Origin of the sequence: Ruicaihuangia caeni (genome assembly GCF_029952955.1) — a bacterium.
GTDB lineage: Bacteria > Actinomycetota > Actinomycetes > Actinomycetales > Microbacteriaceae > Ruicaihuangia > Ruicaihuangia caeni.
On sequence record NZ_JASATX010000002.1, the window covers coordinates 437,868 to 453,272 of the forward strand.

The 15,405-nt window shown below is 68.2% G+C and carries 14 protein-coding genes and 1 tRNA gene; 11 read left to right on the forward strand and 4 right to left on the reverse strand.

Annotated elements, in window-relative coordinates; genetic code table 11:
• Positions 1-128: 128 nt before the first annotated feature.
• The 4 genes from QF206_RS07165 (at position 129) to rlmB (ending at position 4,447) form a co-directional block, all read left to right on the forward strand.
• Positions 129-611 (forward strand): CarD family transcriptional regulator, encoded by a 483-nt coding sequence (locus QF206_RS07165; RefSeq protein WP_281488524.1) that lies wholly within the window; start codon positions 129-131, stop codon positions 609-611.
• Between the two features lie 83 nt (positions 612-694).
• Entirely contained in the window at positions 695-1,897 is a 1,203-nt protein-coding gene (gene ispD, locus QF206_RS07170; RefSeq protein WP_281488525.1) for a 2-C-methyl-D-erythritol 4-phosphate cytidylyltransferase, read from the forward strand.
• A 143-nt stretch (positions 1,898-2,040) separates the two neighbouring features.
• Entirely contained in the window at positions 2,041-3,459 is a 1,419-nt protein-coding gene (gene cysS / locus QF206_RS07175; protein ID WP_281488526.1) for a cysteine--tRNA ligase, read from the forward strand.
• Positions 3,452-4,447 (forward strand): 23S rRNA (guanosine(2251)-2'-O)-methyltransferase RlmB, encoded by a 996-nt coding sequence (gene rlmB, locus QF206_RS07180; RefSeq protein ID WP_281488527.1) that lies wholly within the window; start codon positions 3,452-3,454, stop codon positions 4,445-4,447. Before cysS ends, rlmB begins: the two co-directional genes overlap by 8 nt.
• An 88-nt stretch (positions 4,448-4,535) precedes the next feature.
• Here the strand turns inward: rlmB and QF206_RS07185 are convergent, their stop codons facing one another.
• Positions 4,536-5,819, reverse strand: a complete 1,284-nt coding sequence (locus QF206_RS07185; protein ID WP_281488528.1) for a DUF4032 domain-containing protein — start codon at positions 5,817-5,819, stop codon at positions 4,536-4,538.
• Positions 5,820-5,873: 54 nt separating this feature from the next.
• Entirely contained in the window at positions 5,874-6,965 is a 1,092-nt protein-coding gene (locus QF206_RS07190) for an ABC transporter ATP-binding protein (protein WP_281488529.1), read from the reverse strand.
• Between the two features lie 295 nt (positions 6,966-7,260).
• On the opposite strand from QF206_RS07190, the gene QF206_RS07195 reads away from it, so the two are divergent.
• Positions 7,261-8,172: a DsbA family protein gene (locus QF206_RS07195; protein ID WP_281488530.1), complete on the forward strand. Its 912-nt coding sequence runs from the start codon at positions 7,261-7,263 to the stop codon at positions 8,170-8,172.
• Between the two features lie 76 nt (positions 8,173-8,248).
• Here the strand turns inward: QF206_RS07195 and QF206_RS07200 are convergent.
• Positions 8,249-8,322, reverse strand: a tRNA-Thr gene (locus QF206_RS07200).
• A 184-nt stretch (positions 8,323-8,506) separates the two neighbouring features.
• On the opposite strand from QF206_RS07200, the gene QF206_RS07205 reads away from it, so the two are divergent.
• Positions 8,507-9,463 (forward strand): DMT family transporter, encoded by a 957-nt coding sequence (locus QF206_RS07205; protein ID WP_281488531.1) that lies wholly within the window; start codon positions 8,507-8,509, stop codon positions 9,461-9,463.
• Positions 9,464-9,542: 79 nt separating this feature from the next.
• On the opposite strand, the gene msrB is transcribed toward QF206_RS07205, so the two are convergent.
• On the reverse strand, positions 9,543-9,944 hold the full coding sequence (msrB, locus tag QF206_RS07210; protein ID WP_281488532.1) for a peptide-methionine (R)-S-oxide reductase MsrB: 402 nt from the start codon (positions 9,942-9,944) through the stop codon (positions 9,543-9,545).
• A gap of 230 nt (positions 9,945-10,174) precedes the next feature.
• Here msrB and QF206_RS07215 point away from each other — a divergent pair, with 230 nt between their 5' ends.
• From QF206_RS07215 to QF206_RS07235, 5 genes are all read left to right on the forward strand, one after another.
• Positions 10,175-12,799, forward strand: a complete 2,625-nt coding sequence (locus QF206_RS07215; protein ID WP_281488533.1) for an HtaA domain-containing protein — start codon at positions 10,175-10,177, stop codon at positions 12,797-12,799.
• 87 nt (positions 12,800-12,886) lie between these two features.
• Complete coding sequence (locus QF206_RS07220) at positions 12,887-14,080, forward strand: heme/hemin ABC transporter substrate-binding protein (protein WP_281488534.1); 1,194 nt, start codon at positions 12,887-12,889, stop codon at positions 14,078-14,080.
• Positions 14,081-14,129: 49 nt separating this feature from the next.
• Positions 14,130-14,417 (forward strand): DUF3263 domain-containing protein, encoded by a 288-nt coding sequence (locus QF206_RS07225; protein WP_340309591.1) that lies wholly within the window; start codon positions 14,130-14,132, stop codon positions 14,415-14,417.
• A 29-nt stretch (positions 14,418-14,446) separates the two neighbouring features.
• A complete protein-coding gene (locus tag QF206_RS07230) occupies positions 14,447-15,004 on the forward strand; it encodes a LytR C-terminal domain-containing protein (protein ID WP_281488535.1) in 558 nt (185 codons plus the stop codon).
• Between the two features lie 185 nt (positions 15,005-15,189).
• Positions 15,190-15,393: a cold-shock protein gene (locus QF206_RS07235; RefSeq protein ID WP_281488536.1), complete on the forward strand. Its 204-nt coding sequence runs from the start codon at positions 15,190-15,192 to the stop codon at positions 15,391-15,393.
• Positions 15,394-15,405 lie beyond the last annotated feature (12 nt).

Here is a 15,405-nt window from a genome sequence, read left to right on the forward strand (position 1 = left end):
CGAGTGGAAACGCGGGAAAAACCCAGTTGGAGACTAGCGTAACGGTGCCATCGAGCCGCCGTGGTTAGGGCAGCCTAAGTGAGAGTCCGCTGTGGTAAACTCGATCGTCTTCGAAAGGACTATAATCCATGCTTTTTGAGGTTGGCGAGACAGTTGTCTACCCACACCACGGTGCCGCGACGATCACAGAAGTCAAGACCAGGGTCATCAAAGGCGAGGAGAAGACCTACCTCAAGCTGAACGTCGCCCAGGGCGATCTGACGATCGAGGTGCCCGCTGAGAACGTCGACCTCGTGGGCGTGCGCGATGTGATCGGCAAGGAAGGACTCGACAAGGTGTTCGAGGTGCTCCGCGCTCCGTTCACCGAAGAGCCCACCAACTGGTCGCGTCGGTACAAGGCGAACCTCGAGAAGCTCGCTTCGGGCGATGTCATCAAGGTCTCCGAGGTCGTGCGCGACCTCTGGCGCCGCGACCAGGATCGCGGACTGTCGGCTGGCGAGAAGCGCATGCTGGCGAAGGCGCGCCAGATCCTGATCTCCGAGCTCGCGCTGGCGGAAAAGACCGACGAAGAGCAGGCATCGACCGTGCTCGACCAGGTGCTCGCCTCCTGACGCTCCCGAGCTGAACGGCCCGTTTCGACCGGCGTGCTGATTCGGCGCGCCGGTGTCGGAGCGCGGTCGTTAGCATCGCAAGCATGGTCGACACCCGCGCCCGGCATCCGGTCTCCGTCATCGTCGTCGCCGCGGGCAGCGGCACGCGGCTGGGAGCCGGCGTACCCAAGGCATTCGCCGAAGTCGCGGGCGAACCGATGCTCACCCGGGCGCTGCGCGCCATCACCGGCATGCGCGGTGAGGTGCGCACCGTCGTGGTCGTGCCGACGCAGCTCCTGCAGACCGCGGCGGATTTCGCCCTGCGCGCCGGGCTGGATCGCGATTCCGTGGCGGTCGTCGAAGGAGGAGCAACCCGCCAGGCCTCCGTCGCGGCAGGGCTCTCCGCGGTCGACCCTGCGAGCGACGTCGTTCTCGTGCACGACGCTGCCAGGGCTCTCACGCCGGCCGCGGTGTTCGACCGGGTGGTCGCCGAGGTGCGCGCGAGCGGTGCGGGGGTGGTGCCTGCGCTTCCAGTGATCGACACGATCAAACGGGTCGACGCGGGCGGCCGCGTTCTCGGTCAGGTCGACCGGTCGCAACTGGCGGCCGCGCAGACTCCCCAGGGGTTCCCGCTCATGCCGCTCATCGACGCCTACTCGGCGGTCGATGGTGAGCACACCGATGACGCGTCGCTCTTCGCGGCGGCGGGGCGTCCGGTACGCACGGTGCAAGGCGACGCACTCGCCTTCAAGATCACGACCCCTGCCGACCTCGCCCGGGCCGAGGGTGTGGTCGCAGGGAACGGAGAGGAACGGATGCCGGAACTGCCGCGCACCGGGGTCGGCATCGACGTGCACGCCTACGACGAGGCGGCGCCTCTGTGGCTCGGCGCTCTGCACTGGCCGGGAGAGGTGGGCCTCGCCGGACACAGCGATGGAGACGCGATCTCGCATGCCATCTGCGATGCCCTGTTGAGCGCCGCGTCACTCGGGGACCTCGGCTCGGTGTTCGGCACTTCCGATCCAGCGCTCGCCGGCGCTCACGGCGACGTGTTCATCGGCCGGACGATCGCCCTGCTCGCCGACGCCGGCTTCCGCGTGGGGAACGTGGCCGTGCAAGTGGTCGCGCGGCATCCGCGAGTCGGCACCCGGCGCGAGGAACTGCAGGCACGCCTCGGCGCACTGGTGGGTGCGCCCGTCAGCGTCTCGGCCACCACGAGTGACGGGCTGGGGTTCACGGGCCGAGGCGAGGGTGTGACTGCGGTCGCGACTGCGTTGATCGTGCGCGTCCCCGCCGTGCTCGACTGAACGAGCGCCCCGCTCAGTCGGCCTCCGCACGATCATGGCCGGCTCGGCGCGGACCACGCACGTGCAGCGTCGCCGGGTCCCACCACCGTCGCCCGCATCTGCGGTCGCAGGTTCAGCGCTCAGCGCCTCGGTACTCTTGGGGAGTGACCGTGCGACTCTACGACTCCAGGAGACAGGCGCTCGTCGACTTCGAACCGCGCGAGCCGGGCAAGGTCGGCATGTACGTCTGTGGTCCCACGGTGCAGTCGTCGCCTCACATCGGTCACCTCCGGAGCGCTCTCGTCTACGACCTCTGGCGTCGGTGGTTCACGCACCGCGGCCTCGAAGTCATGCTCGTGCGCAATGTCACCGACATCGACGACAAAATCCTCGTGAACGCCGAGGGCAGCACGGAGGAGTGGTTCGCGCTCGCATACCGCTTCGAGCTCGAGTTCACCGCCGGCTACAACAGGCTGCGCATCCAGCCGCCGACCTACGAGCCGCGCGCGACCGCCAGCATCCAGCAGATGCAGGAGATCATCCAGCGGCTCATCGACCGCGGCCACGCCTACGTCGCTGACGACGGCACGGGCGACGTCTACTTCGATGTCGGCACCTGGCCGCCGTACGGAGAGCTCACGCGGCAGCGTCCCGACGACATGGCCGCCTCACCAGATGCCGATACCCGTGGTAAGCGCGACCCCCGTGACTTCGCGCTGTGGAAGGGGCACAAGCCGAACGAGCCTGAATCGGCGTCGTGGGCATCGCCGTGGGGCGAGGGCCGGCCGGGTTGGCACATCGAGTGCTCCGCGATGTCGCGCCGGTACCTCGGCCCCGAGTTCGACATCCACGGCGGCGGCCTCGACCTGCGCTTCCCGCATCACGAGAACGAGCTCGCGCAATCGACCGCGGCCGGCGATGCGTTCGCGCGTCACTGGGTGCACAACGGCCTGGTGAACGTGAACGGGCAGAAGATGTCGAAGTCGCTCGGCAACTCGATCTACGCCTCAGAACTGCTGGAGCTCGCGCCGCCGATCGTGGTGCGCTACTTCCTCGGCGCTGCCCATTACCGGTCGACCGTCGACTACCACGACGGTGCCCTGCAAGAAGCGCAGGCGGCGCTCGAGCGCATCGAAGTGTTCCTCACCCGGGCCGAGCGGCGCCTGGCCGGCACGCGGTTCGCGGCCGACACGGTGCTCGTCGTGCCAGACGAGTTCGCCGCCGCAATGGACGACGATCTGTCGGTGCCTGAGGCCCTCGCCGTGCTGCACGACCGCGTGCGCGCGGGAAACGCCGCACTCGACGACGAAGACCTCGTCGTTGCCGCCGCCGCGAGAGGCGAGGTCATCGCCATGACCGATGTGCTCGGCATCAACCCGCACGCACCGGAGTGGCAGGAGACGGCGGGAAGCGACGGCGCCCGCGCGCTCGACGCCCTCGTGCAGCAACTGCTCGAGGACCGGCAGCGCGCACGCGCGGCGAAGGATTTCGCAGCCGCAGACCGCATTCGCGACGCCCTTGCGGTCGCCGGCATCGCGATCGAAGACACCCCGACCGGATCGCACTGGAGAATCGATGGCTAAGCCAGGGCGCCCAGGCGCCAGCAAGAAGAAGCGCAAGGCCGTCGGCTCCGGCGGACAGGGCAAGCAGGCCCTCGAGGGCCGCGGCCCGACGCCCAAGGCCGAGGATCGCAGCTGGCACCCGGCCGGCAAGCGAAAGGCCGCTCAGGAGCGCCTCGAGTCCGCCCGAGCACGGCACGGCAGGCAACCGGGGAGAGCGGATGCCGCGGCCAAGCCACGCCCCAAGCGCTCGGCCGACGAGAGCGAGCTCATCACCGGCCGCAACTCGGTCGTTGAAGCGCTTCGCGCGCGGATTCCCGCGTCGACGCTGTACCTCGCATCGCGCCTGGAGATGGACGACCGCGTCAAGGAGATCATCGGCGCGGCGACGCAGCGCGGCATCCCGATCCTTGAGGTGATGCGTCCCGAACTCGACCGGATCACCGGGCCCGATTCGGTGCACCAGGGCATCGCACTCAAGGTGCCGCCCTACGAGTACCAGCATCCGCTCGACCTGCTCGAGTCCGTCATCGCGCGCGGAGCCAAGCCGCTCTTCGTCGCCCTCGACGGCGTGACCGACCCGCGCAACCTCGGAGCGATCGTGCGCTCGACCGCCGCGTTCGGCGGGCAGGGCGTGATCGTGCCGCAGCGACGCTCGGCGGGAATGACGGCCTCCGCGTGGAAGACGTCGGCGGGCGCCGCGGCGCGCATCCCGGTGGCGATGGCCTCGAACCTGACGCAGACGCTCAAGGCGTTCAAGGAGCGGGGCGTGTTCGTGCTCGGGCTTGACGCGGGTGGTGATGTCATGCTGCCCGGTCTCGAGTTCGCTGACCGGCCGGTGGTGCTCGTCGCCGGCAGCGAGGGCAAGGGTCTCTCTCGTCTCGTCACCGAGACCTGCGACGCCGTGGTCTCGATCCCGATCAGTTCGGCGACCGAGTCGCTGAACGCGGGGATCGCGGCATCCGTCGCCCTGTACGAGGTCTCGCGCCTGCGCGCCGAAGCAGCGGGGTAGAGACGCCGCCGCTGAGACGCGCGGGCTGAGCGGCCATCGTGACCCGACCCGCATCGCACAGTCAGTCGGGACGTCGGTCGCGAAGAGGTCAGACCTTCGAGCGCCAGTCGGCTTCGGGCTCGTCGACGATGTCGATCGGCAGGGTGATCGCGCCGGTCGGCGGGTTGTACATCGCCGCCTCGTCGCGGCGGTGCCGCAGCACGCTGTCGAGGTAGCTGGTCAGAGCCTCGGCGAGCGGCACGTCGCGGTCCTGCTGCTGTGAGAGGAACCAGCGATGGTCGAGCAACTGGTGGAACAGTTCGGCAGGCTCGAGCTTGCCGCGCAGCTCGCGGGGCACCGCGTTCACCACGGGTTCGAACACCCGCTCAACCCATTCATGCGCAAGCTGCTCGGGGTCGTCGCCTGCAGCCGGATGCCGGGCGAGATACGCGTCGAGGTCGTTGAGCAGGCGGCGCGCCTGGTTCTCCTGGGCATCGATCCCGGTCAACTGCAGCAACCGGCGGGAGTGATGGCCGGCATCGACGACCTTGGGCTGGATGTGCACGGTGGAGCCCGACTCGTCGGTGTGGATCGACAGCTCCTCGATGTCGAATCCCAGCGCGTTGAGGCGCTGCACCCGGGCATTGATGCGCCACCGCTCCGATTGTGCGAACTGCTCGGGTCCCGTGAGCTCGTTCCACAGCGACCGGTACTGCGACACGATGCCGTGGCTGGTCTCGATCGGATCGATGTCGTCGTCGAGTCTTCCACCCGCCTGCAGATCGAGCAGCTCACCGGCGATGTTGACCTGCGCGATCTCGAGATCGTGCTCTCGCTGCCCTGCGCTGAGGCCGTGCTCGTGGAACTCGCCCGTCTCGGCATCCACCAGGTACGCGGCGAACGCACCGGCGTCGCGACGGAACAGGGTGTTCGACAGCGACACGTCGCCCCAGAAGAACCCGACGATGTGCAGGCGCACGAGCAGCAGGGCCAGCGCGTCGACCAGGCGGACCGCGGTGTCGGGCCGGAGCGTGCGCGAGAACAGTGCGCGGTACGGCATCGAGAAGCGCAGATGCCGGGTGACCAGCACCGGCTCGAGCGCTTCGCCGTCGGATTGTGTGCGGCCGACGATCACCGCGACAGGATCGACGCAGGGGATGCTGAGCCGCTGCAGCGTGCGCAACAGCTCATACTCGCTGCGAGCGAGCTCGGCGAGCGTCTCCTTCACCGCCACGACCTCGCCGCCGAGGTGCACGAAGCGCACCAGGTGCCGAGAGATTCCCTTCGGCAGCGCGGCGATGGTGTCGTTCGGCCACAGTTCGAGCGGCACGTCCCAGGGGAGGTCGAGCAGGGCCGGATCGGGCGTGGCCGCGGTGACCGAGAGCGCGCTCATGGCTGCACGGGCCGCACTACGACGGATGCCGGCCGCTGCAAGACCTTGCCCACCTCAGTCGGTGATCGGGGGCACGAGTCGTTCGCCCGACTCGCGGTCGAAGACGTGCAGGTGGTGCGGCTCGGGCGTGATGTAGACGGTCTCGCCGGCATCCGGGTGATCACGGCCGTCGACGCGTGCGACGATATCGACCCGGTTGCCGTTCACCTCCGTGTGCCCGTAGAGGTAGCCATCAGCTCCGAGCTCTTCGACGACGTCGACATCGACCCGTAGGCCTTCACCGGTGCGCGACACGACCACGTCCTCCGGTCGCACACCGATCGTCACGCTATCGCCGGCATCCGCGAGCGATGCCCGCTCCACCGGCACCGTCATGCTGCCGAACCGCACTCCGCCGTCGGCGACGTCCGCCGGGAAGAGGTTCATCGCCGGTGAGCCGATGAACCCTGCGACGAACACGTTGGTGGGCGCTTCGTACAACTCGCGCGGCGTGCCCACCTGCTGCAGCACGCCGTCTTTCAGCACGGCGATGCGGTCGCCCATGGTGAGGGCTTCCGTCTGGTCGTGGGTGACGTAGACGGTCGTGATGCCGAGCCGGCGCTGCAGCGAGGCGATCTGCGTGCGCGTCTGCACGCGCAGCTTCGCGTCGAGGTTCGACAGGGGCTCATCCATGAGGAACACCTGCGGCTGGCGCACGATCGCGCGCCCCATCGCGACGCGCTGGCGCTGACCGCCTGACAACGCCTTCGGCTTTCTGGCGAGGTACGGCTCGAGATCGAGCATCTTCGCGGCCTCGAGCACGCGCTCGGCTCGCTCTTCCTTCGGGACGCCCGCGATCTTCAGGGCGAAGCCCATGTTCTCGGCGACCGTCATGTGCGGGTACAGCGCATAGTTCTGGAAGACCATGGCGATGTCTCGGTCTTTGGGCGGCACGTCGGTCACGTTGCGATCGCCGATGTGGATGCTCCCGCTCGTCACCTCTTCGAGGCCGGCGAGCATGCGCAGCGTGGTTGATTTGCCGCATCCGGAAGGGCCGACCAGCACGAGGAACTCGCCGTCTTCGATCGTGAGATCGATGGAATCGACGGCGGGCCGGCTCGACCCGGGGTACAGACGCGTCGCGTTCTCGAACGTGACAGTGGCCATGATCTTCTCCTTCACCGGCAGGTACGTGCCGGACGATCCGTAGTGAATGAGCAGGCGTTGACGCCTCTCGTCATTATGCCCCTCGCGCGAGCGCCCCTTGCTCAACGACGGTTCGGAGCGGGGAACAGCGGCAAAATGCGTGCAGCCCGCTCTCCGGCGTCGTTCGGGGAAGGACTGGCAGACTCCCAGACTGTGCGTTTAGCATTCTTGACGGCCGTTTCCGGAGCCCTCTTGCGCCCCAAGCGGCCAGTGGTTCCCGCACGGTGTCGACTGTCGCGTTTCGAATGAGGTTTGAGTGGAGAGCACCGGTTCCGGCGACGGGCCCTTGGTTCCGATCGAGCGACGTGAGCTCGCTCGAGACAAGGCCAAGCAGAGTCGCGAGCAGCGCCGCAAGCAGCAGCGGCGCAATCGCACGGTCTTTCGCAGCCTCATCGCGGTAGTGCTCGTCGCGGCGGTCGCCGGTGTGGCCTTCATGCTCACGAGTTCGGCGAAGCCGGCGCCATCGGGCCCGCGCAACATGCTCAGCGACGGCATCAAGATCGGCGAAGGGCTCCAGGCGGTTCCGACCCGGCCGCTCGCTGCGGAGCAGCAGCCGGTCCCGTCCGAGCCGATCGCTGACGACGTGATCGACATCCGTGTCTACGTCGACTACCTCTGCACGCACTGCGCAGAGTTCGATGAGGAGAACAACGAGCAGATCGCGGCCTGGATCCAAGAAGGCGCCGCGAGCCTCGAAGTGCACCCGCTCGCGCTCCTGGACAGTCAGTCGCAGGGCCACCAGTACTCCACCCGCGCCGCCAACGCGGCAGCCTGCGTGGCGAACTACGCGCCCGACAGCTTCTTCAGCTTCAACTCGGCGCTGCTCGCGGCCCAGCCGGACGGCGGGCAGGGGAGCCTCGACGATGAGGAGATCCTCGACGTCGCCAAACAGGTCGGTGCGGGAGGTACGCCGATCGCCGACTGCATCGCGAACCAGAAGTTCAAGTCGTGGGTCAAGGCAGCCACCGTGCGCGCGCTGAACGGGCCGATCCCCAATGCATCCATCGAGTCGGTGCGGGTGACTCCGACCATCCTGATCAACGGCGCCAAGTACAACTACGCGTACCCGTTCGACTCGAAAGACCTGGCACAGGTCATGACGCAGGCGATCGGATCGGTCTACAACAAGATGTCGACCCAGGAACCGACGCCCGCGCCTGAGCAGTAGATCGCCGAAGGCATCGCGGATGCCGAGAGGCGCGGCGCGAAGCGAACCCGCGCGCCTGCCACTGAAGCCGGAAGAGAGCCCCCTGTCGGATTCGAACCGACGACCCCCGCTTTACAAGAGCGGTGCTCTGGCCAACTGAGCTAAGGAGGCGAAGACTCCTCCATTCTAGAGGGTCGGTTCGACCGCGCCGGTGATCGTTCGGCGCGCGACGCTTGGTCGTTCGGCCTCTCGCGCCCGTGATCGTTCGGCGCCTCGGGCGCGTGATCGTTCGGCGCCTCGGGCGCGTGGTGGTGCTTGGCCCGGCACCGTGCGCGCTGGGAGTAGCGTTGGAGCGGTGAGCCAGAGCACCTCCCCGCGTTTGACCATCGTGCTCGTAGCGCTCGTCGTATTCGTCGTCGGCGCCATCATGGCGGCACAGGCTCGCGTGAACGGCGATCTCGCCGTCGCCACGGGCGATCCGCTCGCGGCCGCCAGCATCTCGTTCGGCAGCGGGCTCGTCATCCTGCTCGTCGTCGCGCTCGCCGCCCCGTCGAGCCGGCGCGGGTTCGGCAAGCTCGCCGGCGCGATCCGATCCGGCCGGATGCCCTGGTGGTACGCCTTGAGCGGGCTCTCGGGCGCGGTGTTCGTGCTGACCCAGAGCCTCACAGCGGCACCCCTTGGCGTCGCTCTCTTCACCGTGTCGGCGGTCTCGGGGCAGATCCTCGGTGGGCTCATCATCGACCGAGTCGGTCTCGGCAGCATGACCCCGAAGCGCATCACCATGTGGCGATTGATCGGGGCTGTGCTCGCACTCTTCGCCGTCGTGCTCGCGGTCTCCGACCGGCTGCGCACTGACGTGCCGCTCTGGATGCTGGTCCTACCGTTCGCGATCGGCATCATGCAGGGATGGCAGCAGGCGGCCAACGGCCAACTGCGCGAGCACGCGATGTCGGCCGTCACCGCAGCCACGGTGAGCTTCGCAGTCGGAATGCTTGCGCTCGCCGTCGCGACCGGCATCCATTGGGCGTTCGAGGCGCCGCCGACCTCGTTCCCGTCGGAGTGGTGGTTGTACACCGGCGGTGCGATGGGGGCCGTCTTCGTCACGGTGACAGCGCTCATCGTGCGCACGCTCGGCGTGCTGCTCATGGGTCTCTGCGTCGTCGCAGGTCAACTCGCCGGATCGCTCGTGCTCGACCTGTGGCTGCCGGCTCCAGGCACGGTCGTGCACATCACGACGCTCCTCGGCACGGCGCTCGTGTTCGTCGCCGTGCTGGTCGCCACGATCAGGCCGCGCCGCCGACGCGCTCGTTGACCGTCATCCGAGAGTCGGATCCGATCGCCGCTGGCAGCGCCCGGCAGAGTGCCCGGCAGACGGGCCAGGATGCCGGCTGTCAGCTGTTCGGGGTGAAGTCGAGCGAGAGCGAGTTCATGCAGTAGCGGTCGCCGGTCGGTGTGCCGAAGCCGTCAGGGAAGACGTGGCCGAGATGGCCGCCGCAGTTCGCGCACCGCACCTCGGTGCGCTGCATGCCGAGACTGTTGTCCTCGAGCAGTTCGACCGCCTCGGGCCGCACTGCCTCGTAGAAGCTCGGCCATCCGCAGCCCGAGTCGAACTTCGTGCCGCTCTTGAACAATTCGGCGCCGCATCCCGCGCAGGTGTAGACGCCGGCGCGCTCCTCATCGAGCAACTCGCCCGTCCAAGGCCGTTCCGTCGCGGCCTGGCGCAAGATCGCATAGCGTTCGGGGTCGAGCTCTTCGCGCCACTGCTCGTCGGTCTTGTTCACTTGGTACGTCATAGTTCCTCCGCCTGATCCTCGTTCTATTTAACGTCGTAGCGGCAGCCAATGTTCCGCCGTGCCTCAAGCCCGTCAAACGCCGCCGACCCGAGGTCTGCCGTCGTGGAGCGTTAGCTTAGGCTCACCTACAGCGAGATAGGATCGACTGCGGTTCACATCCCTGATCTCGCAGGAGTTCTTCCGTGTCAGCAGCCCCTGCTGCCAGCGCATCTATGCGTGGCGGCCTCGCGATGCTCGTCTCCATTCTCATCGCTGCGGGGGGTGCGCTGGGAACCGCCTTGCCGGCGCACGCCGACGACGCTTCGTCCGACCCTGCGGCTGAAGCGAGCACCCCCAGCGTGACGGTGTCGGCCACGAGCGACCTGCGCTCGGGCGATGTGGTCACGGTTCGCGGGACCGGCTTCGTGCCGGCGGCCGACGGCGCGACGAACGGAACAAGGCCGCCGCTGACCGGCAAGTTCGGCGGCGTCTACGTCGTCTTCGGCTCCTTCCTCGACACGTGGAGGCCGAGTGCCGACGCGCCGAGCAGTTCGCGCTCCGTTCTGCCTGCCTCTCAGAAGTGGGTCGTGGATGCCGCTGACGTGGCCACCATCGGGGGATCGGCGCGTGGCGCGGTCGCCATGGGTCCCGACGGCTCCTTCGAGGTGTCCATCGTCGTCGAAGAGGGCTTCGAGGGTGCCCTGGCAGGCGGCAACTATGGCATCTACACCTATCCCGGTTCGGGCGCCAAGTACGCACCATTCGAGACGTATACGCCGGTGTCGTTCGAAGCGCCGGCACCGGCTCCCGCCCCTCAGCCGACGGTGACCGTGTCGAAGACTGCAGGTTTGGCGTCGGGCGAGGTCTTGACCGTTCGGGGGACCGGGTTCGTGCCGGCCGCCGACGGCGCGACGAACGGTACTCGGCCGCCGCTCGCGGGCAGGTTCGGCGGCGTCTACGTCGCCTTCGGCTCGTTCCTCGAGGTATGGCAACCGAGCTCCGGTGCGCCGCGCACGGCCCGTGCGACCGCGGACGTGCACTGGCTGCTCGCTCCCGCCGAAGCGGCGCTCGTCGCCGACACCGTGCCGATGAACGCTGACGGCTCCTTCGAGGTCGAGGTCACAGTCGATGAGCTGTTCGAGGGCGCCCTCGCAGATGGCAGGTTCGGCATCTACACCTACCCCGGTGGCGGTGTGACTTACCCCGCGTTCGAGACCTTCACGCCCATCGCGTTCGGGGCGCCTGCACCCGCGCCCGGCGAAGGCTCCAGTGACCCGGCGACCCCCGTGCCGCCAGTGACGTCGCCGGCCCCCGCTGCGCCGACCCCAAGCGCTCCCACTGTCGCCACTCCCGGCAGCCTGAGCTGGGGCATCAAGGCGAGCTTCCGCGACTATGTCACCTCGATCGCGCGAGGCGCCATCTCGACCTCGGGCGTGCGCACCGCCGGCTCGTCGTTCGTGTTCGCGCAGTCTGCGGGCGGCACGTTCGACCGCGCTGCTGCAACCGGCACGGCCGCATACTCGGGCACCGTGCGGTTCACGGGCCACGACGGGGTCCTCGACCTCGTCTTCACCGATCCTGTCGTCTCGGTGGAATCGGCCGCGCGGGGCAGCCTGTCCGTTCGTGTGGGCGGGCAGCGCATGACGGTCGCCACCTTGAACCTCGCTGCAGCGGCGCGCACGGTCAGCGCTGACGGGGCCATCACCTACCGCGCCGTCCCAGCGACGTTGACGCCGCAGGGTGTCGCGGCGTTCAACTCGTTCTATCCCGCGGGGACCGCGCTGGATCCGCTCAGCTTCGTGATCGGAGCTCCCGCGCCCGCGCAGGCGGCGCCGGGACACGTCGTGATCGCGCAGTACAAGCCGTCCAGAACGCCCGCTCCGACTCCGCCGGCGACGGCCGGAATCAGCATCGTCTCGGGTGCGCCCGACCTGCTGCAGGCCGGCAGCGAGATCACGATCGTGGCCGAGGGATTCCAGCCCGGCGAGACCGGCATCCTGGTTGTGCTCTACTCGACGCCAACCGTGCTCGACAACAACGCCACCGCCGACTCGAGCGGCAAGGTCACCTGGACAGGGGTGATCCCCGAAGGCTTCAGCGGCGAGCACACCCTCACACTCCAGGGCTCGGTCGAGCGCGGCTTGGTGCTGAGGCTCCCTGAAGCGATCGCCATCACGGCGCTCGCGACCGACACCTGCGCAGTGAGCGATGCAGCGCTCTCGTGGGGGTTCAAGGAGGCGTTCCGCGCGTATGTGAGCGGCACGATCGCTCGTGGCGAGTGGACGGTGGCAGACGGCGCGACGTATGAGACGCCCGCGTTCGGCTGGGCGAACGGCGCCGGCACTTACGACCCGGCCGCGCGTAAGGGCGAGATCTCGTTCACTGGATCAGTCACCTTCACCGGGCACGGCGGAGTGCTCAACACGACGGTCGGCAACCCGGCGATCCGCTTCGATGGCGGTGACAAGGCCACCCTGCTGCTCGACGTATCGGGCGAGACGCGCGAGGGAGAATCGGTCGACAGCGCACAGGTGGAGTTCGCTGAACTCGACCTCAGCGACGTGGGCACGCCCGAAGGCGACCGCATCCAACTGAAGGATGTGCCCGCCACACTCACCGCCGCCGGTTCCGATGCGTTCGGCACCTACGAGGCGGGTACCGAGCTCGACCCGATCTCGCTGAGCTTCAATGTCGATCCAGGGTGCAGTTCGGCCACGGATGCCGGCGCTTCGCCGAGCGATGAGAAGACCGCCGCGCCGGTCGCCGACACCGGCGCCTCAGCCGTCGACTGGCTCCCGTGGACGCTCGTTGCGCTCCTGGCGCTCGGGCTCGTCGGCACGGGTGTGGTGGCCTTGCGCAAGCGGCGCGCTTCCTGAGCGCTCGAAGGGAGGAATCAGCGACGTTCCGACTCCGCGTCCACGTTCCCACCAAGCATCCGGCCGCAACCCGACAGACTTGAGACGATGATCACACCCGAGCGCACCGGCGAACGACGCCCGCGAGCACGCCACAAGGGCGCGGTCGCGGCCAGCGTCGCCGTGCGCAACTTGCGCGGCCGGCGCGTGCGCCGCCTGGCCGCAGTCGGAGTGGTCGCTGCGCTGCTCACCGGGTGCACCTCCCCGTCGACGGGAGCGCAGAACGGCGCTTCGACCGGCGGCGTCGCACCCCGCGTGCCTCTGAGCGAGTTGCAGGTGCTCGACGACCCGCGCGCGTACGAGGGGGGCAGCACGGCAGTGCTGGCGGATGCCGACATCGAGCCCATCGATCCCGCCCCCGAGCAGCAGCTTCCCGTGCGCGTCGTCTCTCACGACCTCGCCGGCGATGTCGAAGTGACGGTGACCAGCACCGATCGCATCATCGGGTTCGACATGGCGGGATCGATCAATGCGACCCTTGCCGGGCTGGGCTTCGCCGACCGACTCGTGGGCCGAGACATCTCGTCGACCTTCCCCGAAGTCGAAGAGCTCCCGATCGTGACCTCCAGTGCGCACACCATCAACATCGAAGCGGTGCTCTCGCTGCGCCCCACGCTCGTCATCACTGACGGAAGCATCGGACCGATCGACGTCGTGCTCCAGTTGCGCGACGCGGGCGTGCCAGTCGTCTTCGTCGAGCGCGACCCGAGCATCGAAGGCATTCTCGAACTGGCCAGGCAGGTCGCCGCTGCCGTGGGTGCGCCCGCGGCAGGAGAGGCGCTCGCGCAGCAGCTCTCACAGCAGATCGATGCGAAGATCGCCGAGATCGCCGAGATCGCACCGGATGCCGACGAGCAGAAGCTTCGCGTCGTGTTCCTGTACCTGCGGGGCACCTCGGGCATCTACTACCTGTTCGGCGACGAGTCGGGCGCCGACGTCCTGATCACCTCGCTCGGCGCGCGCGATGTCGCTGCCGAGATCGGCTGGGACGGCATGAAACCGGTCACCGACGAGGCGATGGTCGCGGCGAACCCCGATCTGGTGCTCGTCATGACGCACGGCCTCGAGAGCGTGGGAGGAATCGACGGTCTCCTCGAGGACCGGCCCGCGCTCGCCCTGACGAACGCCGGTCAGCACCGGCGGTTCGTCGATATGGCCGACGGTGACATCCTCGGTTTCGGGCCTCGATTCCCTGATGTGCTCGATGCGCTTGCGCGCGCGTTCTACGCGCCCGAGGGATGACGCGGCGAGGCATCCCGGAAGCCGCTCCCTCGCTCGTTAGCATTTGCCTGTGAACTCCGATCATGCGGGCTCGGAGACGGAGCGGCGCGCGGCTTCGGGGCTGCTTCCGCTCCACGAGCGCGTGCTGCGCTTCGAGGCGGTGCCCAGAATCAGCGCGGGATCGAAGGATGCCGCTATTCGTGAGGAGTTCGGCTTCAGTCCCGCCCGCTACTATCAGGTGCTGAATTCGCTCATCGATGAGCCGGCTGCGGTCAGGTTCGACCCGCAGTTGGTGGGGCGTCTGCATCGTGCACGCGAGCGCCGCCTGCGTGCCCACGCCGAGCGCCGGCTCGGCTGAACCTGCCACGTCCCGACACCGAAAGACCCATGACCCAGTTCCCTCGCGATCGCTTCGATGACCTGCCCCGCGTTGCGCGGGTCGGCGCTCACCGGGCACAGCCGCGCCGCGGCCGCGGTTGGATCACGTTCGCGTGGTGGGTGCTTGCGGTCATCGCACTCACGCTCGCGGGCCTCTTCGCGCTGTCGCGGCTGAGCGATCAGGTGTCCTTCGAATTCCCCGTCATCGGGCAGACCCAGGCGCCGGCGGAACCCACACCGACGGAACCAGAGGTGCAGCCCGTCACCGACCCGTCCACGCTCGGGCCCGAGGTCTCGATCACCGTGCTCAACGGCACCGGCACCACCGGTCTGGCGGGCGCGGTCGGCGACCGGCTGACGGCCGAGGGCTGGCCGATCGGCAGCCGCACCAATGCGGCTCAGACCGATGTCGAGACGACCACCGTCTACTACGGGACGCCCGCCGACGAAGCGCTCGCACGGGGCCTCGTCCTCGCGCTCGGTTTCGGGGATGTGGCGCAGTCGGACGCATTCCCGGGGGCCACGGTGACCATCGTGCTCGGCGCCGATTCGGTTCCTGACGCATAGGCCGCGCGACCGAACTTCTGAAAAATCCTTCTCCTTTACCACAGTCGTCGCTAGCATCTGGTGTTGGTCGCTCTTCCACTGCGCAGTGCTGCGCGCCCGCGCCGCGGAAGACCGCAGATTACTGCGGCGCAACCCGGCACACGCACACGCAGGCGCCGTATCGAACAGCACCAAGGAGTAACAGCATGGCCAATGGAACCGTGAAGTGGTTCAACGCTGAAAAGGGCTACGGTTTCATCACGGTCGACGGCGGGGGACAGGACGTGTTCGTCCACTACTCCGCCATCGACATGAACGGGTACAAGGTGCTCGAAGAGGGCCAGCAGGTCACCTTCGAGGTCGGAACCGGCAGCAAGGGACCGCAGGCAGAATCCGTTCGCATCGCGTGACGAGCTGATCCG

Excerpts from the sequence above, each read along its gene's own strand:
- msrB (WP_281488532.1), bottom strand. The coding sequence starts at position 9,944 with ATGACGTACCAAGTGAACAAGACCGACGAGCAGTGGCGCGAAGAGCTC.
- ispD (WP_281488525.1), top strand. The coding sequence starts at position 695 with ATGGTCGACACCCGCGCCCGGCATCCGGTCTCCGTCATCGTCGTCGCC.
- QF206_RS07190 (WP_281488529.1), bottom strand. The coding sequence starts at position 6,965 with ATGGCCACTGTCACGTTCGAGAACGCGACGCGTCTGTACCCCGGGTCG.
- QF206_RS07220 (WP_281488534.1), top strand. The coding sequence starts at position 12,887 with ATGATCACACCCGAGCGCACCGGCGAACGACGCCCGCGAGCACGCCAC.
- QF206_RS07185 (WP_281488528.1), bottom strand. The coding sequence starts at position 5,819 with ATGAGCGCGCTCTCGGTCACCGCGGCCACGCCCGATCCGGCCCTGCTC.
- rlmB (WP_281488527.1), top strand. The coding sequence starts at position 3,452 with ATGGCTAAGCCAGGGCGCCCAGGCGCCAGCAAGAAGAAGCGCAAGGCC.
- QF206_RS07165 (WP_281488524.1), top strand. The coding sequence starts at position 129 with ATGCTTTTTGAGGTTGGCGAGACAGTTGTCTACCCACACCACGGTGCC.
- QF206_RS07230 (WP_281488535.1), top strand. The coding sequence starts at position 14,447 with ATGACCCAGTTCCCTCGCGATCGCTTCGATGACCTGCCCCGCGTTGCG.
- QF206_RS07215 (WP_281488533.1), top strand. The coding sequence starts at position 10,175 with ATGCTCGTCTCCATTCTCATCGCTGCGGGGGGTGCGCTGGGAACCGCC.
- QF206_RS07235 (WP_281488536.1), top strand. The coding sequence starts at position 15,190 with ATGGCCAATGGAACCGTGAAGTGGTTCAACGCTGAAAAGGGCTACGGT.